Annotated in this window: 15 protein-coding genes and 1 tRNA gene; 4 read left to right on the top strand and 12 right to left on the bottom strand. The window is 33.0% G+C overall.

Annotated elements, in window-relative coordinates; genetic code table 11:
- The first annotated feature begins 17 nt into the window (after positions 1–17).
- From UH1x_RS11470 to UH1x_RS11460, 3 genes are all read left to right on the top strand, one after another.
- Positions 18–2,420, top strand: coding sequence for an alpha-L-rhamnosidase-related protein (locus UH1x_RS11470; RefSeq protein ID WP_482621815.1), 2,403 nt, complete (start codon positions 18–20; stop codon positions 2,418–2,420).
- Between the two features lie 61 nt (positions 2,421–2,481).
- Positions 2,482–4,284 (top strand): glycoside hydrolase family 2 protein, encoded by a 1,803-nt coding sequence (locus UH1x_RS11465; RefSeq protein ID WP_482621814.1) that lies wholly within the window; start codon positions 2,482–2,484, stop codon positions 4,282–4,284.
- 34 nt (positions 4,285–4,318) lie between these two features.
- Positions 4,319–5,566 (top strand): hypothetical protein, encoded by a 1,248-nt coding sequence (locus UH1x_RS11460; protein ID WP_482621813.1) that lies wholly within the window; start codon positions 4,319–4,321, stop codon positions 5,564–5,566.
- On the opposite strand, the gene UH1x_RS11455 is transcribed toward UH1x_RS11460, so the two are convergent.
- From UH1x_RS11455 to UH1x_RS11440, 4 genes are all read right to left on the bottom strand, one after another.
- Positions 5,563–8,934 carry a VCBS repeat-containing protein gene (locus UH1x_RS11455; protein WP_482621812.1) on the bottom strand — a complete coding sequence of 1,124 codons (3,372 nt, stop codon included), beginning with the start codon at positions 8,932–8,934 and terminating at the stop codon, positions 5,563–5,565. The two genes, UH1x_RS11460 and UH1x_RS11455, sit on opposite strands and share 4 nt — an antisense overlap.
- 100 nt (positions 8,935–9,034) lie before the next feature.
- Entirely contained in the window at positions 9,035–10,546 is a 1,512-nt protein-coding gene (locus UH1x_RS11450) for a RagB/SusD family nutrient uptake outer membrane protein (protein WP_482621811.1), read from the bottom strand.
- An 18-nt stretch (positions 10,547–10,564) separates the two neighbouring features.
- Positions 10,565–13,684 (bottom strand): SusC/RagA family TonB-linked outer membrane protein, encoded by a 3,120-nt coding sequence (locus UH1x_RS11445; protein ID WP_482621810.1) that lies wholly within the window; start codon positions 13,682–13,684, stop codon positions 10,565–10,567.
- Positions 13,685–14,230: 546 nt separating this feature from the next.
- A tRNA-Leu gene (locus UH1x_RS11440) sits at positions 14,231–14,315 on the bottom strand.
- A gap of 207 nt (positions 14,316–14,522) precedes the next feature.
- Between UH1x_RS11440 and UH1x_RS11435 the strand changes: the two genes are divergently transcribed.
- Positions 14,523–15,737 carry a phage integrase SAM-like domain-containing protein gene (locus UH1x_RS11435; RefSeq protein WP_482621809.1) on the top strand — a complete coding sequence of 405 codons (1,215 nt, stop codon included), beginning with the start codon at positions 14,523–14,525 and terminating at the stop codon, positions 15,735–15,737.
- 85 nt (positions 15,738–15,822) lie between these two features.
- Here the strand turns inward: UH1x_RS11435 and UH1x_RS11430 are convergent, their stop codons facing one another.
- The 8 genes from UH1x_RS11430 to UH1x_RS11395 all read right to left on the bottom strand — a co-directional run bounded on the left by UH1x_RS11430 (position 15,823) and on the right by UH1x_RS11395 (position 22,166).
- The gene (locus tag UH1x_RS11430; protein ID WP_482621808.1) at positions 15,823–16,353 is read right to left on the bottom strand and encodes an NADPH-dependent FMN reductase; all 531 of its coding nucleotides are present in this window, start codon (positions 16,351–16,353) and stop codon (positions 15,823–15,825) included.
- A 155-nt stretch (positions 16,354–16,508) separates the two neighbouring features.
- Positions 16,509–17,576, bottom strand: a complete 1,068-nt coding sequence (locus UH1x_RS11425) for a TolB family protein (RefSeq protein ID WP_482621807.1) — start codon at positions 17,574–17,576, stop codon at positions 16,509–16,511.
- A gap of 159 nt (positions 17,577–17,735) precedes the next feature.
- A complete protein-coding gene (locus tag UH1x_RS11420) occupies positions 17,736–18,335 on the bottom strand; it encodes a Crp/Fnr family transcriptional regulator (protein WP_482621806.1) in 600 nt (199 codons plus the stop codon).
- A 44-nt stretch (positions 18,336–18,379) separates the two neighbouring features.
- A complete protein-coding gene (locus UH1x_RS11415) occupies positions 18,380–19,174 on the bottom strand; it encodes a DUF4138 domain-containing protein (protein ID WP_482621805.1) in 795 nt (264 codons plus the stop codon).
- The gene (gene traM, locus UH1x_RS11410) at positions 19,171–20,097 is read right to left on the bottom strand and encodes a conjugative transposon protein TraM (RefSeq protein WP_482621804.1); all 927 of its coding nucleotides are present in this window, start codon (positions 20,095–20,097) and stop codon (positions 19,171–19,173) included. Before traM ends, UH1x_RS11415 begins: the two co-directional genes overlap by 4 nt.
- Before the next feature lie 12 nt (positions 20,098–20,109).
- Entirely contained in the window at positions 20,110–20,739 is a 630-nt protein-coding gene (locus UH1x_RS11405) for a conjugal transfer protein TraK (RefSeq protein WP_482621803.1), read from the bottom strand.
- Between the two features lie 6 nt (positions 20,740–20,745).
- Positions 20,746–21,585: a hypothetical protein gene (locus UH1x_RS11400; RefSeq protein WP_482621802.1), complete on the bottom strand. Its 840-nt coding sequence runs from the start codon at positions 21,583–21,585 to the stop codon at positions 20,746–20,748.
- Positions 21,585–22,166, bottom strand: a complete 582-nt coding sequence (locus tag UH1x_RS11395) for a TrbJ/VirB5 family protein (RefSeq protein ID WP_482621801.1) — start codon at positions 22,164–22,166, stop codon at positions 21,585–21,587. Before UH1x_RS11395 ends, UH1x_RS11400 begins: the two co-directional genes overlap by 1 nt.
- Positions 22,167–22,187 lie beyond the last annotated feature (21 nt).

The raw sequence follows: 22,187 nt of genomic DNA, 5'->3' as shown, positions 1-22,187 counted from the left end.
AAAACCTATTCAATATCATGAACAAAAGTACACGCTGCCTTATCTTTTTATTCTTTTTGTCAATATTCAACCTTGCTACCTCGCAAGAATCTACCGTAACTATAAACCACGAAGGCAAAGAGTTTACGCAGCTTAAACATGCATGGACTTCTCAATGGATTACACACCCAAAAGAATCAACGTTAGATGCTAGAAAATTCTTATTTCGAAGAACCTTTGAATTGGAGTCGAAACCAGAAAAATTCATAATACACCTTTCAGCAGATAATCGCTATCGTTTATATGTAAATGGCAAATATTTACTTTCTGGACCTTCTTCATCTAACATTGATAATTATAGATACGAAACCATTGATATTGCAAATTACCTCAAGATCGGGAGTAATATAGTCTCTGCTGAAGTGGTCAATTTTGGAGAATATAGAAAAGCTTCTTCTATGACTTTCCAAACTGCATTTATATTACAAGGTGATAAAAAAAATACTGTAAATATTAATACAGGTAGAGATTCTGAATGGAAAGTGATTAATGATGAAGGTTTTAAAAGCATACCATTTGTCAGCGATTCTTTACGAGGTTACTATGCTGCAGGACCAGGTGAAAAACTAATTTCCAAAAAACACCAATGGGGCTGGCAAAATACAGACTACGATGATACAAAATGGCTAAATCCAAAATTGGGTACGGTTGAGTTTGCCGTTGGTCGTGGTTTTCTATATGGCAGTACATGGTACTTAGTACCTAGAAAAATTCCTTTTTTAGAAGAAACTCAACAACGTTTCGATAAAATCGCCAGGACCGAAGGTTTAAAAGCTAATACAGATTTCATAAAAGGAAAAAATAAATTAATAATACCTCCTAATAAAAAACTCAGCGTTTTACTAGACATGTCTCACCATACAATTGGTCACCCAGAAATTAAATATTCTAAAGGAAAAGACAGTCAAATTAAAATAACATATGCAGAAGCTTTGTATGATACAAATTGGAAAAAAGGCAATAGAAATGAAATAGAAGGCAAACAAATTTTAGGTTACTATGATATCATAGAACCAGATGGTGGAGAAGATCAAACTTTCAAACCTTTTGGACAAAAAACGTTTCGATTTGTACAATTGGATATAGAAACTAAAGATGAAGCCTTATTAATTAATGACTTTTACAACATATTTACGGCTTACCCTTTTAAAGAAAATGCACAATTTAAAACAGATAATGAAGTACTTACCCAAATTTGGGATGCCTCTTGGCGCACTCTTAGAAACTCATCTACCGAAAGTTTTATTGACCCATATTACGAACAACTACAGTATATTGGTGATACTAGAATAGAAGCCAAGGTATCTATAAGTGTTGATGGTGATGACAGGTTAATGCGTAAAGCTATAGAAATGTTCGATAATTCTAGATTACCGAACGGACTTACACAAAGTAGATACCCCTCTTATATTGTTCAAATAATACCTACATATTCTTTACTGTGGATTAATATGTTACATGATTACCATATGTATAAAAACGATGATGAATTCGTTAAAAAATTTATACCTGGTATGAAAACTGTAATTGACTGGTGGATAGATAAAGTAGACGATAACGACATGCCTGCAAATATGGAATGGTGGAATTTCACCGATTGGGCAAAGGGTTACAAAAACGGAATACCTCCTGGTGCAGATGATGGGTATTCTGCATCAGTAGCATTACAATTTGTAAAAACACTACAAGATGCAGCTCAAATTTTTGGTGATTTAGGCTATCAAGAAGAGGCTATAAAATACCTTGATTTAGCAAAAAGAATAAGTGATAGTGTTCTAAGAAATTGCTTTGTAAAAGAAAAAAGAATGCTTGCAGAAACACCGAATAAGACCCAGTTTTCACAACATACCAACATAATGGCTATTCTAACAGATGCCATACCCAAAGAAAATCAGAAAGCATTAATGCAAAAAATTCTTGATGACAAAAGTTTGATACAAACTACAATATACTATAAATACTATTTATTTGAAGCTTTACATAAATCGGGTTTAGGTAATAAGTACCAAAACATGCTAGATAGCTGGACGAATCAATTAGACCAAGGGTTAACCACATTTGCAGAAAAGGACATAGAACCAAGATCAGAATGCCATGCATGGTCAGCATCACCAAATTATCACTTTCTTAAAATTATAGCAGGTATTTATCCCGTCGAATCTAATTTTAAGAAAATAGCTATAGCACCAAATTTTGGAGGGTTAAATGAAATTAGTGCTAAAATGCCTCACCCTAATGGAGAAATACAAGTAGTTATTAAAAAAGATGCTAAAGACCGGCTAAAAGGCTTCGTTTCATTACCTAAAGGCACCTCTGGAATATTTATATATGGTAAAAACCAACTAGAATTAAACGCCGGAAGTACAGAAATTAATTTCTAGGACAACATTTATCACAACAACAGGATTACATAATTATATATCATCAATTAAACGTTTACACATGAAAAAACTATATACACTTATACTATTATTATTAGTATCTATAACTGGTCTATGCCAAGAAAACTCTGATATTAACCTATTTCAAAATACAGAGGAAAGAGAGAAAATATCATTAAACGGTTTATGGGATATTATAGTTGACCCATTAGAAAACGGGTATTACAGTCATAGATTAGAACCTAAACCAGATGGCTATTTTCTTAACAAGAAAATGAAAAAACCATCTGACCTTGTGGAATATAATTTTGATACTAGCGATCAACTTATTGTACCAGGAGACTGGAATACTCAGAAAGACAAACTGTATTATTACGAAGGCACCATTTGGTACAAGAAAGACTTTGAATACATTAAGGATGAGCAAGAAAATCTATTCCTTTATTTTGGTGCCGTAAATTACAAGGCTATAGTTTATTTAAACGGAGAATTGGTTGGCACGCACGAAGGCGGTTATACACCTTTTCAATTCAATATAACAGACAAGGTTAAAGATGGTAATAACTTTGTTGTAGTTAAGGTTGATAACAGAAGAGAACGTGAAAATGTACCTACAGTCAACCAAGATTGGTGGAATTATGGTGGTATTACAAGATCTGTTTATTTAGTAAAAACACCGAAAACATTTATTAGTGATTACTCGGTTCAACTATCTACAGGTAATAAAAACGAAATTTCTGGATGGGTTAATGTTAAAAATGGATCAGAAAACAACAAGGTTATTTTAGAAATACCAGAATTATCAAAAAAAGTAGAAATCAAAATAAACAATGGTGTAGGTAAATTCAATTTTAAAGCTAAGCCCCAATTATGGTCCCCTACAAACCCAAAATTGTATAAGATTTCAATGACAACCAAATCTGAAACACTTACAGATGAAATAGGGTTTAGAACCATTTCAACCGATGGAAGTGACATTCTGCTAAATGGAGAAAAGATATTTTTAAAGGGAATAAGTATACATGAAGAAGCACCATTTAAAACCGGTAGAGTAACAACATTAGAGGAAAGTAAAACCCTTTTAGGTTGGGCAAAAGAATTGGGTTGCAATTTTATACGTTTAGCTCATTACCCACATAATGAACAAATGGTTCGTGAAGCCGAAAAAATGGGATTAATGGTGTGGTCAGAAATTCCGGTATATTGGACAGTTGCTTTTGAAAATAAGAACACCTATAAAAATGCGGAAAACCAATTATCTGAAATGATAGCAAGAGACAAAAACAGAGCTGGTGTAATTTTATGGTCGGTTGCAAATGAAACTCCGGAAGGAGAAGACCGATTACAATTTTTAGATAATCTTATTAAACGAGCCAGATCTTTAGATCCTACTCGCCTAATTACAGCTGCGTTAGATACACAAGCAGAAGGTAATGATGGAAAACATATTGAAGACGCTTTAGGCAACCTAGTAGATGTCATTGGTATCAATAATTATTGTGGATGGTATTATGCGACACCAGAATCGTGTGCAGAAGTAAAATGGAGCAGTAAATTTGATAAACCAATGATTATGAGTGAAGTTGGTGCAGGAGCGTTATATGGACTTCATGGAGCATCTGATGAAAGATGGACAGAAGAATATCAAGCTAACGTTTACGAGAATAACATAGAAATGATGAAAAACATCGATTTCTTGGCAGGGGTATCTCCATGGATATTGATGGACTTTAGATCCTCACGACGACCTCTTAAACGCATTCAAGAAGACTTCAACAGAAAAGGACTTATATCTGAACAAGGAATGCGTAAAAAAGCATTTTACACATTACAGAAGTACTATATGAATGAAAACAAAGATTGATATCTAATATTATCGCTAGCAAAATCAAAAGATGATGAAAGATAAATTTGCAATTATAGTAGTACTAATAGCCTGCCTCTTTGGATGTAAAAAATATAAAAGAGAGGCATCAACTTTAATTGCTACAGAGAATAAAGTTGAAACTAAACAAGAGTTAATTGATCGAGTTTTTCTATTTTCAGAGAAACAATACGACCTACTTATCAATAACATCTCTAACGAAAAACCATTACTTCAACCTAGAGGTGTAACCAAAGATAATAGCGTACGATTAGTTCCCTATCAAGATTGGACAAGTGGATTTTTTCCTGGTTCTCTTTGGTACATTTATAAACACAACAAGAAAGATGAATGGAAAGCTAATGCCATAAAATTTACTGCTGCATTAGACTCTGTGAAGTACATTACAAATTCACATGACGTTGGGTTTATGCTTGACTGTAGCTATGGCAATGGTTATTTATTAACGAATGACACCCTCTACAAGAACGTAATTATAAAAGGTGCAACATCTTTAATTACTAGATATAGACCAAATAGTAGAATAATACAATCTTGGGATACGACACCAGATATGGGATGGATTTCAGAGAAAGGGTGGAATACACCAGTAATCATAGACAATATGATGAATTTAGAATTGCTGTACAAAGCTTTTGAATTTACAAATGATTCTACATTTTATAAAATAGCATCAAATCATGCGCTAACAACTCTGAACAATCATTTTAGAGAAGATTACAGTAGCTTTCATGTAATTGACTACAATAATAAAACCGGTAATGTAAGAAGCAAGCAAACTGCTCAAGGATACTCAGATTCATCATCATGGGCCAGAGGCCAAGCCTGGGGTCTTTATGGTTTTACTGAAACTTATGAAAACACGAAAGACCAAGTATTCTTAAATCAAGCAAAAAACATTGCATACTATATCATGGAGAATGAGAAGATTCCAAACGATTTAATTCCTTATTGGGATTATGACGCTCCAGGTATACCAAACGAACCACATGATGCATCTGCGGCAGCGGTAACCGCCTCTGCACTATTGTCATTACAGAATTACGTACCAGAGGAGAAAGAAGCTATGATCGTATATGCCGAAAAGATAATACGACGACTTTCGTCTAATGATTATCTGGCAAATTTAGGTAGCAACCAAGGTTTCCTATTAAAACATTCTGTAGGTAATATTCATACTGGAGAAGAAAATGACGAACCTTTGAACTATGCCGATTATTACTTTTTAGAAGCATTGATAAAATGGCAAAAGGTAAACTAATCTAAGTTCACCTCTACTATTTGTAAAGCATCATTATTATTCGCTATTAGTATACACTGTTGACCAGCGATAGTAATTTCTTTCATTTTTTTAACGTCCTTCTTTGCTAAAAACCCAGATTTCTTTAATGATATAGGTTGTAGACCATTTTCGTTATTCTCTATTAACAAACCAATAGAAGCATCATTACGAGGTGTTTCTGCTTCAGAAGCAAAAAGATTACCAGCTACTAGAACCTCATTATTCCCATCATGGTTAAAATCATTTACCAGTATGGCATTGATTGAAGAAAACTGTGCTTCGCTAGGTAGTTTCTTACTTTTAAAAGAGCCGTCTCCCTTATTTTCGATATATACAGAGGCAAAACTTTCTGCTTTATAGTGCAAACCATCTTCTAACTTATCTTCTGTATAAATATCGACCAAATCTGCATCTGCATATTTTTCATAATTATCAAACTTCTTTGCAATGCCTGGTATTTGCTGAGAAGAACATTCTCTTCCTCTAAGTGGTAATTGTCTTTTACCTTCATAGTAGCTTAATACGATATCTAATTGATTATTATTATCAAAATCGTTTGCAAAAACATCAAAAGTTTTATCTGGTTTTGCTTTGTATTTATAGTTTAATCCTAAATTACCCACTACAAAATCTTGATCACCGTCTTTGTCTAAATCAGCTTTGGCAATACTATACCACCAACCCGTGGTATGCTCTAAATAATTTTTATCAGTTACATTTTTAAATGATTTATTATCATTTTCTAAAAATGTAATTGGCATCCATTCTCCAACAACAATTAAATCTTCATCATTATCATTATCGAAATCTATACTAATTGCATCAGTGACCAACCCTAAATCTGTAAATGGGGAAGATATGCTAGTCACATCTTTGAATTTCACACCTTGCTCGTTACTAATATTCTCTAATAAATGGCTGGTTGCTGGGGTAGGGTAATTTTGCGGCACTAATCTAGAACCTACAAATAAATCTAAATCACCATCGTTATCAAAATCAATAGGTAGCACTTTACCCCCACTTTCATAAGCTTTAGGCAATGCTAAATCATCTCTCTTAAATAAGCCATCACCAATGTTTATATATAACCTGTCTTCGTAATTCTTTGAATTAGCTTCAAATTCATTTCCTCCACTAACAACGTACAAATCTTGTAAACCATCATTATTGGCATCAAAGAAGATTCCGTCAATATCCTCATATCTACTTTCACTTTGAAAAAGTTCATTATTGGATTTTTCAAAACTCCCCTCTTTATTTTGAATATAAAGGGCGCCAGCTCTATTCAGCGCTCCACCAACCCAAAAGTCATCGAGACCATCACCGTTTATATCGCCTACCACTAATCCTGGTCCGAATTGCGACATTCTATGAGGCAATAAAGGCTCTTTTGTGAAATCGAAATAATTATTCTCAACATGTGTATAATTAATTTCTGAACTTCTATCACCGCTATTAAAAATGGTTGTATTCTCTTTAGAGCTAATTCTGTTATCTTCTTTTATAGATTGCTTAAAGCCTAAGATCAATGTTTGATTAGCTGATACATCAGTTAATTTATGTGTAGTACCATCAACCCACTTTACTATCAATGAATCAATGGTTTTAGTTTCACCAACACCAAAATGAATATTAGGAGCAACTGAAGATTGATACCCTCTAGTCAACATTAATTCTGATACTTGTAAATTTCCGTCGTTATAAATAGTAACAATATTTCCAACACCCATAGGGTTTTGCTGAGTTCCTTCGAATTTTATTTTTAAAAAATTACCGCTCTTAGATTTCTCAAGTGTGTTTTCATATAAATCTGCGGTAGCATCAATATTATTAACAACTAAATCTAAATCGCCATCATTATCGAAATCGGCATATGCAGCACCATTAGAAAAAGCTTTATCACCCAGTCCCCATTCTTTACTCTTGTTGGTAAATGTTAGATCCCCATTATTATGAAAAAGAAAATTGGCTAAGGGTTCTGAAGGCATTTTTTCTAATATCTTAAAATCATCTTTTTTATGCTCAATAGTTTTTTCGAAATAAAGAGACTTTTTAAATTGATTAAAAAAATCATTATTGTTGATATCGCGCCTTGTACCATTTGATATAAACAAATCTTTCTGTCCATCATTATCAAAATCTGCAAACAAACCAGCCCAACTCCAATCTGTAGATTTTACACCTGAAAATGCTGCAATATTGCTGTATACAGGTAGACCTTCTTGATCTAAGCCTCTATTAAGCTGTAGACTATTATACATGTATTGATGATGTAAACCTAGACCTATAATTTCATCAAATTTTTCTGGCAACATACTTGCCATATTTTCTTTTGATCGTTTGTGCGTAGTAGGCGCCATATCTAACTGTATAATATCGAACAAACCATCATTGTTGAAATCTGCAATATCCGTACCCATACCATAGTACGAAGTCTGTTGTGTTACTTCTTTACTCTTTTCAGAAAAAGTGCCATCTCCATTATTCAGATAAAAGAAATCTGGACTAGCAAAATCATTAGACACATAAATATCTTTAAAACCATCATTATTAACATCAGACACACTTACCCCTATGCTTAGACCAAACGATAATAGACCGCTTTCTTTAGTGATATCGCTAAAAGTATTATCACCATTATTTTCATAAAAATGACTTGAAGATTGATGCTGTGCATTGTTCAATAATAACGCATAAATGCTAACTGGTGTTTTAAAATCTGTAGTTGGATAGTTGATTACATATAAATCTAAATCGCCGTCATTATCATAATCAAAAAAAATACTTTGTTGAGTTCTACCCTTATCTGCAATACCATAACTTTCAGCATCTTCTAAGAAAATGGGTATACCATTTTTATTAGTACCTTGGTTTACAAATAATTTATTAGAAAATAAATTATCTCTGCCACCTACACTAACATAAATATCTAACAGCCCATCATTATTGATATCAACCGTTGTACTACCAGTTGACCAAAGGTTTGACGTGGTCGTATTTGATGTAGTAGTTACATCTGTAAATTTTAATTCACCATCATTGATATATAGCTTGTTATCAACCATATTACCGGTAAAGTAAATATCATCTAGATCATCATTATTAAAATCACCTACAGAAACACCACCACCCATATAAATATATTGGAAATTAAAATAATTGAACTCTTCTGTTTCTAGAAGGCTATTATTAAAATCAATACCAGAATAAGATGCATCTTTCTTTACAAACATCTGTTGGTCACTTGAACCTCCTTTATATTCTTCTTTGGTAGTACATGAATCAAAGATAAAAATGGAACAAAATAGGATGATAAGAAAATGCGGTGTTTTTAGGGTATATCTCATCTTATGAAATTTAAATAAAGAAAATAAAAGTCAAACTACTTGAAATAAAAAACTGACCTTTTATAAAGGTCAGTTTTTACACAAAAGAAAACTAACCTACTTAATAACCAGGGTTTTGATCAGCCGAAGCGTCTAACATTAAATTTGTATCGAACTCCCCTTGAGGAATTGGAAGTAAGTAATTCTTACTCGCATTAAATTTACTACCCAATACGGTTTCTATTAATCCCCACCTCATTAAGTCAGGAAATCTAGATTGTTCGCCTGCAAGCTCAACTCTTCTTTCATGAACAACGGCATTAAAGATTTCTGCTTTGGTTGTAACAGGAAATGTAGCATTCATTTCATCAGTTCCATAATTAGGCATATTTACCCTATCACGTACTTCGTTAAGGTAATCTATAGCTACTTGACTATTATTTAATTCATTTTCTACTTCTGCTGCCATCAGCAATACATCTGCATATCTAATAGCACGATGATTAATATCTGATAAACCGTTATAGTTAGAATTATCTTGACCATAAGTTTTGGTATATTTTCTCCATAAAGCACTTACTGAACCTACTTGGTCAGCCGTAACGATATTTGCACCACCAATACCATAAACATCGCCTTCAACGTAAAAATTATCACTAAATCTTAAATCGCCGTCTTCATATTCATCCAATAATTCTTGAGAAGGATCATTATTATGAAAACCACCAAAAGCACCATATTCAGCAGACCTAAATGTAGTTTCAGAATGACCATTATCTTGACCTCCCCAATCAGCGTATGCCCAAGCATTACCACCGTCAAAAGTAAATTGAATTTCAAAAACAGATTCTGCGTTATTTTCTGTCTCAACATTAAAATTATCGTAGTAATTAGCCATTAGACTATACTCCCCAGAATTTATAACCTTGTCAAAAGCAACTTTTGCAAGTGCAAATTCTTGCTGATACAGATATAATTTACCCAATAGTGCATTTGCACTACCTTGGGTTACCCTACCTACTTCTTCGCTAGATTTTAAACGTAGTTTAGTTGTAGCATCGGTCAAATCACTTATGATTAAATCATAAACTTCTTCTTTTGCTGATTTCGCCAATCCGTTAGGACTTACATTTGTTGTAGTGTAAAGTGGAATATCACCAAATCTTTCTACTAAAAGAAAATAGTAATATGCTCTTAAGAATTTTGCCTGACCAATATATCTATCTTTTACTTCTTGTGAAGCAACACTTTCTTCAAGCTCATTAATATTAGCTTCTTTATCTAAAATAAAGTTAGCTCTTGATATTCCATTATAGGCATTCTTCCAGTATAAATAAATATCATTGTTACTAGAGGTAAAAGTGTAGTTTATGAACTCTAATAAATCTGGAGTTCCTCGTTGGGTTTGGCAATCATCACCCATATAATCATACATATAGAATAAGTATCTACCGTATAGTCCTTGAGATTGTAAAGGCGAATAAACGCCATTCATTGTCTGTTGTAGCTCAGCCAGTGTTTGCGGGAATGTTTCAGCAGATACTCCAGAACCGTTAGATAGTTCTAGATCATCTGTCTTACATGCGTTCAACAAAAGACTAAAAGTGATAATTGTAGCGATATATTTTTTCATAATATTTTATGTTTAAGATTAGAATGACATTTGTAAACCAAATACAAAGGACTTGGACTGAGGATATTGTCCACGATCTATACCAAGTTCACTATTGCCATCACCACTGGTAGAACCTATATTCAATGAAGGACCTACTTCAGGGTCAAAACCAGAGTAATCTGTAATAGTTAATAAGTTCTGAGCACTTATATATATTCTTAGCTTAGAGAATGTACCGTCAATCATTCTTTCTAAAGTTGCACTAGGCAAACTATAACCAATTGATATATTTCTCAATCTTAAATATGACCCATCTTCAACGTATCTATCTGAAACTCTAGAATTTTGATTAGGGTCATTTAAAACTGCTCTTGGCTGTGTAGTAGAAGGGTTCGTAGTCGTCCATCTATCTAATACCGCTGTACTTGTATTTGTTAATTGCGATGCACCGTCTAAGTAATATCTAGTAGCGTTGAATATTTCATTACCCGCAACACCTGATAATAAAACAGCGATGTCAAAATTATTATATCTACCGTCTAATGAAAGACCATAAGAGATATCTGGAAAAGGATTTCCTATAACCACCCTATCATCACTATTAATTTCGCCGTCTCCGTTATTATCTTTAAAACGAATATCACCAGGTGCCGCACCACTTTGTGTTGCCGCTGAAGCAATCTCAGCATCATTTTGAAAAATACCATCAGTTTCATAACCATAGAAATGCCATAACGACTCCCCTACTGCTATTCTAGAAATTGACCCGTTCGCTAAAACATTGGGCTTATCACCATTAAAAATTTGCTCTACGTTTGGAGCTAAATTTGTAATCTCGTTTTCAGTTGTACTTAGATTTAAATTTGCAGACCATTTAAACTTTTTTTCCGCTTCGCTAATTCCTAAGTTAAATTCGAAACCTTTTGTAGTCATACCACCAATATTAGTAGGTGTACTATTTGGCACCCCAACAGAAGCTGCTGCCGGCAATGCAACTATTAAATCATCGCTTGTATTATTATAATACTCTGCGCTAAAAGTCACTTTGTTTTTGAAGAAACCAAAATCTACACCAATATTTGTAGTTTCTGTCTGTTCCCATTGTAAATCAGGATTCTGAAGAGAACTAATTGCCAAAGCAGCATCGTCACCGTAGAAAAAATTTGCAAGTAAACTAGATTCATAACTATAATCACCTGCACTATTATCATTACCTGCAAGACCCCAGCTAGCTCTAAATTTTAAGTAGTTTAATACTGAAGTATCATTTATGAAATTTTCATTGCTAACTACCCAACCACCAGCTACCGAAGGGAAATTTCCCCATCTTTTATTTGCTCCAAATCTAGAAGAACCATCTCGTCTTATTGAGGCCGCTAAAATATATTTGTTATCGTAGTTATAATTTAATCTACCTAAGTATCCAATTTTATTATACTCCACTGTTGCAGCTCCGCCGGATAATGCCGCGCCAATATCTGAAATACCAAGATCGGTTGTACCTACACCGCTTAAGGTGGTGGTTTTTCTTTTTTGACGTTCAGATAAACCCAAAAATTCTACATTATGCTTGTCATTAAAAGTAGTTTTATATTGAAGGCTATTTTGAAGCGTTACTGTTTTCACCCTTGTATCAAAATACGTATAACGTGTAATTAGCTGATTAAAAAGCCCACCAGAAATACCGTAAGGAAGTTCTGTTTTCTTGAATGAATTATCGTAAAAATTCATACCTCCGTTTATTTTATACTCCAATCCAGGAGCTAATCTGGCTTTTGCATAAACGTTACCTAAAATACTTATGTTTTTATTTAGCTGTTCTTCTCTATTTAATGTTCTAAGTGGGTTACGTGTGGTATTAATATCTTCTGCAGTCAACTCACTATACCCACCTATATACTCTGAATTAGTAAACGGTAAATATGGCGCCATATTAATGGCATTCTCAATAGGTGAAACACTAAACGCCAGTATAAGTGGGTTTTGCTCAGCATATGTAATACCTAAAGATTCGCCAAATGAAAATATGCCTTTATCAAAACTACTGTTAAGTCTTAGGGTATACCTATCTAAATCTGTATTAAGTAAAATTCCTTCTTGAGATTGATATCCAGCTGAAAGACGGAATTTTGCAACATCGTTACCTCCGGCAGCACTAAATTCATAATTCTGAATAGATCCAGTTTGAAAAATCTCATCTTGATAATTATAATTATTTCCTGTTAAACTACCATCGGTAAACTGACTTGGTACTGTCGCATTAGAATCAGCGTTTAATATCATATCTGTTGCATATGATAAATATTGACTTGTAGATAACACGTCAAGTGATTTTGGTTTAAACTGAGTACTTAAATAAGTATTGAAATTATAAGCTACTTCTCCAGCTTTACCAGTTTTCGTTTTAATCACAATAACTCCGTTTGCACCTAAAGAACCATAAACAGCGGTTGTAGATGCATCTTTCAGAACACTTATAGATTCAATATCATTTGCACTTAAGCTAGATATATCGGTTACTACAATATCATCAACAACATACACAGGATTATTATTACCTAAAGTACCAATACCCCTAATACGAACCGTTGGTTCTGAACCTGGTGTTCCACCATTAATAATAGTTAAACCAGATGCTTTACCCTGTAACGCCTCTACTGCATTAGTGGTCGGCAGTTTCACTAAATCTTCTGAACTTACCGTTGATATAGCACCAGTAACCATATATTTATTCTGTGTACCGTAACCTACCACAACTACCTCATCTAAAACATTACTGTCAACATTCATTTGAACAGTAATAGTTGTTTGCGTTTCTACCGCTACTTCTTGCTTTAAATATCCAATATAACTAATAACAAGAGTATCTGAAGATGCAGCTTCAATTATAAAATTTCCATCAAAATCTGTCTGTGTACCAATTGAAGTTCCTTTTACAACTACAGACGCGCCTGGAAGAGGTGATCCATTTTCATCCAGTATAGTTCCTTTAATTTGCTGTTGCAATTTTATGCTTAGTGTGTTTTCTATTTCATCTCCTTTATTTGCAGCATATGAAAAATCACTAAGCATTAGTGTACAAAAAATTAAGACACTAGCACTAAGACTAGTCTTTGCTTTAAAAAAGTGGCTAAAAAACCCTATCGTGTTTTTCATAAGAATCTTGAGTTTGGTTGAACATTATTGATTGAATCATCAATTCAAGTTTCTAAATTATCAGTTTGAATATTTATAAGTATCCTGCCGTATCCTGCTTAAAATTATAATATCACAACTAAACTGTCCATTTATTGCGAAAAATTAAAATAAAGAATATAAAAATCTAACTTAAAGTCTCGCAAAAGCCAATCATATATTAAATTGAAGAGTTAAATACCAATTGAGGATTTAACAGATTTATATTTTATAAGTCTAAAATATTTTATCTGGCAACTAAGGTTATTTATTTCTTATTATTCTGAGTATTACAAAAACAATGTTTAATACGTCTTGAATAATATTCATTTTACTCTTGTAGATATTCAGTATTTAATTCTAGCGCATAAAAAAAGCCCCTTGATTTCTCAAGAGGCTTCTCGTTGTACAGGCGGAGAGACTCCCTTCGGCTGCGATCAGGATAAACTTCTCATCTCTCCGAATAGAATCTCCAATAATTTTTTTCCATAAAAAAAGCCTCTCAGTTTCCTGAAAGGCTTCTCGTTGTACAGGCGGAGAGACTCGAACTCTCACACCGCAAGGCACTAGATCCTAAGTCTAGCGTATATTTGACCAAAAGAACACAAATTGTCTCATTATCAATAATTTACATGTTCTTTCATTTTCTTTAAAGTCATTTAATATCAGTTGATTTCAATATTTGTTGTACCTATGTTGTACCTAGAAAACCTAATAAATTCGTATCTTTAAAAGTGTTTTATTGGTAAAAAATATTCTCAATAGAATGTTGTACCTATGTTGTACCTGATTTGGCTTTCGTATACAAAACAGGTTAATTATGTCATCAAATGCCAAAATAGTTCTTCGAAAAAAACCTAACAAAGAAGGTTTATATCCACTCGCAATCCGAATAACAAAAAATCGTCGTTCAACATATCAATATATTGGCCATTACATTGATATTGAGGATTGGGACAGCAAAAACATACGAGTAAGAAAATCTCATCTGAATTCAGACAGTCTAAACAGTTTATTATCTCAAGAACTTTCTGAAGCAAATAAGGCCCTAATTATTTTGCAATCCGAAAAGAAAGATGCTTCGGCCAATCAAATCAAAAAAGAGTTATATAATTCAAGTGGAAACTCAACATTTTTTGAACTCGCACAAGAACATTTAGATGATTTGAGATTAGCCAATAAACTAAATCGCTTATCGTCTGATAAAGCTTGGATAGGTTTTATATTAAAATTCCATAAATCCAGACAACTAACATTTCAAGAAATCGATGAACGCTTTTTGAAAAAGCTTATGGTTAATTTAAAGTCAAAACATTCTTTGTCTAACACCTCAATCATGAATATTCTTGTTCTTATACGTTTACTTTATAATCGAGCTATAAAACAAAGAATTGTAGACAAAGAATTATATCCTTTTGGATCCGATAAGGTAAGAATCAGATTTCCTGAAACAACCAAAGTTGGACTGACCATTTCAGAGGTCAAGAATATCGAATCACTAGAAAATTTAACTTATAGAGAAGCTCATACAAGAAACGTATGGATATTTAGTTTCAATTTTGCTGGCATGAGAGTTTCTGATGTTTTAAGAACGCGATGGTCAGACGTTTACGATAACAGATTTCATTATAGAATGAGTAAAAACTCTAAGCTTCTATCTTTAAAAATTTCAGATAAAATACTAACCATCTTAGAAAGTTATAAAACAGACAAAAGAAGTGATGATGATTTCATTTTTCCGGAGCTCAAAAAAGCCGATTTAAAGAATCCAAAAGATGTATTTAATAAATTAAAAACAGCCAACAAAAAATTTAATGATTGTCTTAAATCAATTACAAAAAAAGCAGGTATTAAGAAAAAAGTTACTATGCATATTGCAAGACACAGCTTCGGAAACATTGCTGGCGACTCTATACATCCATTAATGTTACAAAAACTGTATCGACATAGTGACTTAAAGACTACTTTAAATTATCAAGCTAATTTTATTCATAAAGAAGCCGATGAAGCTTTAGAGACTGTACTTAACTTTTAAATTTAGATTTCATAAAAAATTTAAGGGTTCTATTTTTAGTTAAACTAAAGCGCTCCAACTCCCCATTAAATTAGTTACAATCTATTTAAAGTAACTTCTGAAAATCATTAACCTTATCGTTTAAGTCTGTTTTCAATATTTCATTAGAGATTTCATTTTCTATGAAATTATCATAGAAAGAAGGTAAGGAAAAATCAGAAACGATATTCCCCCCTAAGTAAGGAAAATATGTTTTAGCAGTTTCTAAGACTGTTTTTCCTCCTCTTGCCCCTGGAGATGTTGACATTAAAAGCATGGGTTTATTTTTCCAAACTTTTTGGTCAATTCTCGATAACCAATCTAATATGTTTTTGAATACAGAAGCGTAAGACCCGTTATGTTCTGCCAACGAAATTATTAATCCATTTGCAGAATCTAAATGATTATTAAATTTTAATATATTCTCTGGAATTCCATGTTCGTTTTCAAAATCAATCCCATAAAGAGGTGCATTAAAATCGTTTAAATCTAGAACAATAATTTCTACATTTTCAATTTTATTTACTGTATACGTAACCAATGTTTTATTAATTGAGCTTTTACTATTACTAGCTCCAAATGCTATTATCTTCTTCATATTAAGTTATTATTTATGATTACAGCAAAGGTTCGTTTATACGCCAGAGAAAAAAATAATGTAGATTAAGAAATCATCAATGTCCTTTTTTTTTAATAAAAACCATATTTTAAAAATCAATTTACCTCTATAAAATCCATAACCAACACTACCATTTAATTTGGCAACCAAGCCATAGTTCCTCCTTTTACAGAGAAATCTGTTGTTAATTTGGTATTTGTACGATTTTGTTTCATTCCAAAATGAGATTGAATATGTACAATATCTGGATTATCGTCAGTTAACAAAATATTATCGCTTTCAGATGAAATTACATATGCGCCTCCTTTAAGTCCCAAATCGATGTTGGTTGCTGCGGCAATATGTCCATGGGTGAATAATATGTGTTTCCCATCAGGAGACCACGTAGGGTTTTCAAAACTTGGTCTTTGTCCATTGGATACATGTACTAACTGTTTTAATCCAGTGCCATCAATGTTAGCCACCCAGAGTGTTGCAGTACGTGTTCTAAATGTAGCATCAGTTTGCAAAACAAAAGCTATCTTGTTACCGTCTGCACTAACTGTTACCTGTTTGGGTTGCCCTTGTTCTTCATTAAAAACAATTATAGGTTGAGAGGAAGAAAAATCTACATTGGTAAGATATATGCCTTGTTGCCTATCATAAACAATGCTATTATTAGGTAACCAGCTTAAGGATGATGCGACATTATATCCTTCTATTTGCAATCCGGAAATTGGTTCAAATTCTCTTGTTGTTACTATTAAGGCGGGGGCTATCCCGTCTACCTCGTTGTCATAGAAAAAAGCAATTTTTTGACCATCCCTTGATAGCTTAGGTTCTGCCCAAATGTCTTCAAAAATAGTATTACTTTCGATTAAGTTTCCTTTATCATTATAAATACCGAGGCAATCCCTAAAGTAACTGGGATAATCTGGATTATTAGAACGTTTACAATGACTTATTTTTAACAAAAATTCATCATTAGAATATTCAATGGGATAGGCGCTAAAATTTGCCATGCTATGAAAGTTTTTATTTTTGTTTTCCCAATCTACTCCTGGTATTCTACTATATTCTCCTGTAGTTAAATTCATTATCCAACCTTCCCCAATTCCGCCAAGAAATAATTTTCCAACTAAACCTTCATTTATTTTCTCAGGAAAACCCTCCTCATTACTATTGTCACTTGAGTTACTGCAACTCAAGGGCAGTACTATCATAAAACTAATACTTGCTAATATTTTTATAAAATGCCTTGTTCTCATCTTGATTCAATTATTACTAATTCCAAGTACTACCACTTTCTTTATACTGCAATAATATAATTGAAACAAAGGTTACTTTATATGTAAAACAAAAAAATAATGTAGATTAAGAAACTACTTATGTGATAATCTTTTTTTTAATAGGCTTAAAAATTCAGGAGTTATTCCAAGGTATGATGCTAAGTGTTTTTGAGAGACTCTTTGTTCTATTGCAGAGTAATTTTCTTTAAAGTTTAAATACTTCTCTTTTGCAGTGAGAGAAATGTCTTGATTAACCCTTCTTATATGACTTGCAAGTGAATTTTGATACAGTATCCTAAAAAAACGTTCAAACTTTGGTACTTTTTTATAAAGTAACTCCTTTTGTTCTTTAGAAAGAAAAATAATCTCACTATCCTCTAAAGCTTCAATAAAAAAAATAGTAGGCTTGCTTGTAATAAAACTGTATAAATCTCCTGTCCACCAGCCTTCTATAGCAAATAATGAAATGTGCTCACCTCCTTTATCATCAATAGTATAACATTTCACATACCCGCTATTGATGAAGATTTCGTAATCAGCTATTTTATTTGGTGATAAAATAAGTTCCTTCTTCTTATATTTTCTAAACTCTAAAATTGAGCAAAAAAAATCAATCTCGGATTGATTTAATTCAATATGTTGATTTATATTTTTCAATATAAAATCATATTTCGAGTAATTTTCTATGTTCAATGCTTATGTTTTTTTTAAACAAATTTAAAAAAATATAAGCATTTTTAGTTTTTCAAAATAACTTTCCTACTCCCATTTAACTCTTTTAATTGAATGTGTAACCTCTCATTATCCCCAAGAACAAATTTTGGAAGCACATAAACAAATCGTTTTCTTTCTCCTGTTTTGACTTCATTGGGTAATTGATATTGATGAATTGCTTTCTGTTCTAATCTTTGAAAAGAGGCCTTGCGCTTTTTATTTCCATTTGTTCGATAAATATTGAGATAGTCAATCTCGAAATTGATTTCCGAATTGTTTTTGATTTCAAGAACCAAGTAAACCTCAGAAGCATTATAAACCATTTTCTGCAATTGCAATTTGATACCCTTTTCCCGGTTAGTTGCAATGGATTCATATTTTGATTTTAGTAAATATGTACTGAATTTTTGGAAATAAGCGATTCTGTTTGCGTATGGACTTTGCAGTTGAGTAATAGGCTTTTCTTTTATCCTTTCTGGTAGTTCGTTTCCAATACTCTCTTTTGGATTGATAAAATAATTGAGTTGAGAAAGCTGTTCTTTATACTTCAAAATATAGGAATAGACTTGACCATTTTTAGTTACTGTCAATAAATTACTTTCTGTTCCTGGAGTTGCTTGTAGCAATCCAAAGTATTGCTCTTTTTCTCGGTTATAAGTAAACACAAAATTACCAGCACCTGTTATGCCCTGGCGAATTGGGTCAGGAAAAAACAACGCAACATTTTTTTTGTCATTAGCATAAATAGTGTCTAATGACTGTTGTGCTGCTAAGTAGTTCAAACAAATTGTTATTACAAGGATGATATAGGTTTTCATAGTGTTGGTTTTAAAATGAGTTTGTAATTATCGGTTACGGTAACTTTTACAGTTCGATTATTGCGTTGAAATATCTGCTTAATACCGCTTACTTGTGGAACTCCCACTATATTGATGTCATCCACAATATCTCCCACAACTTCTTGTCTGGCTTCAGCTCTAAAACTATTTTCTACATAAATACCTGCGTTGCCATCCTGAAGGTCAAAAGCTTTTAGACTTACTGGTTGATGGTTTATACTTTCAATATTAATGATGGTTCGATTGGGCTTAAAACTCACAAAACCATATATGAGTGCATTTTTCGGAACTGAAACATCGTTGATTAGTGCGCCTTTAGTCAAACGCATTTGTAAACGGAAATCGTTTCGTACCGTTTGTGTGCCATCAACTCGAACATAAATCATGGCATCTGTATTTAGAGAGTTTAATTTTTCGTTTTCTAACGGATTGGAAGCAAAAAACAGTTGATGTTCTAAGGCTAATTCTTTTGATGTAAGAGTATTTTCTTCCTCAATTTGAGATGTAGATTCTTTTTGAATTGTTCCAAGTTGAATTTCAGTATCTGATTTTCTAAAACTTCTATCGGAATAACTAATGCGTCCTTCATTATAGATACTATCCACAATACGCATCTTTTGTTTATCTAATAAATCAGGGTCATAAACACCTGTCGAATCCAATAAGCGCTCATCGTAGATGCTTGGTGCATTTGTCTGTCTTACTTCTTTTAGGTCGTCTATAGCCTCTAATTTAGATTCGTATTCTTTCTGGTTGCCTTCCAATTCAGGAACAGGAATTTGGTTACTTTCAATGGTCGGTTCTTCGTCTTCGCCAAGCATGATTACTGAGTACGACCCAATAAAAAGCACCACACATATTAGGACTGCTGCAAAGACAATTTTATTCTTCTCTATTTTCATAATCTTGTTATTTTAATGCCCATTATGGGCTTCATAATTTTCTATTTTTTTAAGGGTGTTTTCAAAAAAGTTGGTCATCAACAATCCGTGGGTGTTTTTTGGGAAGTTTCTGTCTACATGGATAAGGTTTCCTGTAGTGTTTAATTCATAAGTGTCTGTTATTGAACCTCTATTAATTTCAAAAACGGTTGTAGTTTCAAAGCGATACGGTTCTTGTTGTATATCGATTCTAGATTCAATCTTAAGCACCTTTTGAACCAATGAATATTGCAATAAACGATTGTAAACTCCATCTGCTTTTTTCTGTCTGTACAAAGCATCCACGGAACTATTGCCTAACCATAAAGCTTTCTCTAGATTCTTTTCGTAATTACTGGCATCTATGTTATAGAAATAGGTATGAAAAAGCTCTAAATATGCCAGTATTTCTACTTCTAAATTTTCCTTTTGAGAAACCAGTTTTAACGGAATTACATGACCATCGGTATTGACCACAAAGGCATTATTAACCGTTTCTTTATGGAGTTTTACAACGAGTACCACAGAAATGATACAAGTAAGAGCAGCTGCGGTGATGACTGCTAATACAATGAAACGATTTAGCTTCAGTATGTTGTAAATATTTTTATAAGGTGTTTTCATAATGGATTAGGCGCTAAAGAGTTTAAATACAAAAGATGTAGCTCTACGATAAAGCTTGAATTTGAGTAAGACGATGAATCCTATTGAGCCAAATTCTAGTAAGGGTGCAAAAAAGTCACTTCCCCAATCTGTTCCGAATAAATCGGACCAGAAATTAGTATTGATTTCTGTATAGAGATTGTTTACAAATACATTCACTAGAAAAAAGGCAGGCACTAGCATATAAACTCCTGCATAGAGTTTAAAGAAGTTGTAGGCTAGTGTTCTGAACTTTTCGAATACGGCTAGACTGATTACCAAAGGGAAAAAAGCCTGCATGATTCCTAATAAGAAATAGCGTTCTGCTAGAAACAAAGGGTAGATGAATAAATCTAGCAACCAGAGGAACTTCCCAATAATAAAGGACAATACTTTGAGTCCGTATAAAGGTGTAACCAAAGCTTCGTATAACATAGCCAATGCTTTTTTGGCGGCTTCCAGTGCGCCCACATCCTGTTCCAAATCGATATCTTGCATTTGTAACGGAAGGAGCGCAGGAGCCGTGTCTCGATATTGAGTTTCAATAGCGACTAAAACGCTATCAAAAACACCCAATACCTGTGTGGAAAAAATGACTAGAATAATGACTGCAAAATTCTTTGCTAATTCTGAAGGTGTTAGTCCCCAAGTATATCCTTCATTATTGGCAACACCTTCATTGTATTTTTTTAGGATATTAATAAGAAAGAACAGAATGGCTAGCGTTTTCATTCCAGTAATGGTGTACTGAGAAAAATCGCTGTTCTTGATGGTGGTAAAAACAGCATCAATATATTCTAACCCTATGCCTAAAAAAAAGCCTGCCATTAGTAATTGGTTTCTCTGTTGTTGATTTTATCCTGCATTCTTCTAAAGGCAATAATCTCTCTGTAACGTCTAGTTTTAGCTTCAATTTCTGCTACCATTTCTTTGGATTCTAGTTCTTTTGCTTTTAGGACTTCGGCACGTTCAGCATCTGTCATTTTTAGATTATCACTAGAAAGTACCTGGTCGATAAATTCCAAACCTTCTAAAGAACTTTCAATAATAGAATTAAAGGATTCCGAAACCCGATTAACTTCATCTGGCTTGATGTAAGGTGAATTGAGAATCTCTCGTAAATCATCTTGTACAATATCAAATAGCTTTTGATTGTTCTTTGCTAATTCACGCACCGCCTTTAATTGTTTTATGACATTGTTTACCTTCTCGATATTCTCTTTCTGTTTTTTTAAAAATTCAACTGATTTTAATAACTGTGAGGTCTGTTTTGCAGATTCAATCAAAGATTTTGCAAAACTGATAAAGTTGGTGTTATCATACACCGGCATTCCTTGGCAGGCAGCGCCTGCTGGCATTAAAAGGGCAAAGGTTAACGCTATCCCTAAGATTTTGATTTTTTTATTCATGAGTATTTATTTTAAAGATTA

It is taken from the genome of Maribacter sp. UH1, assembly GCF_056839145.1.
The sequence above is the reverse complement of the archived record's forward strand: the minus strand, read 5'-3'. Positions and strand labels throughout refer to the sequence as shown.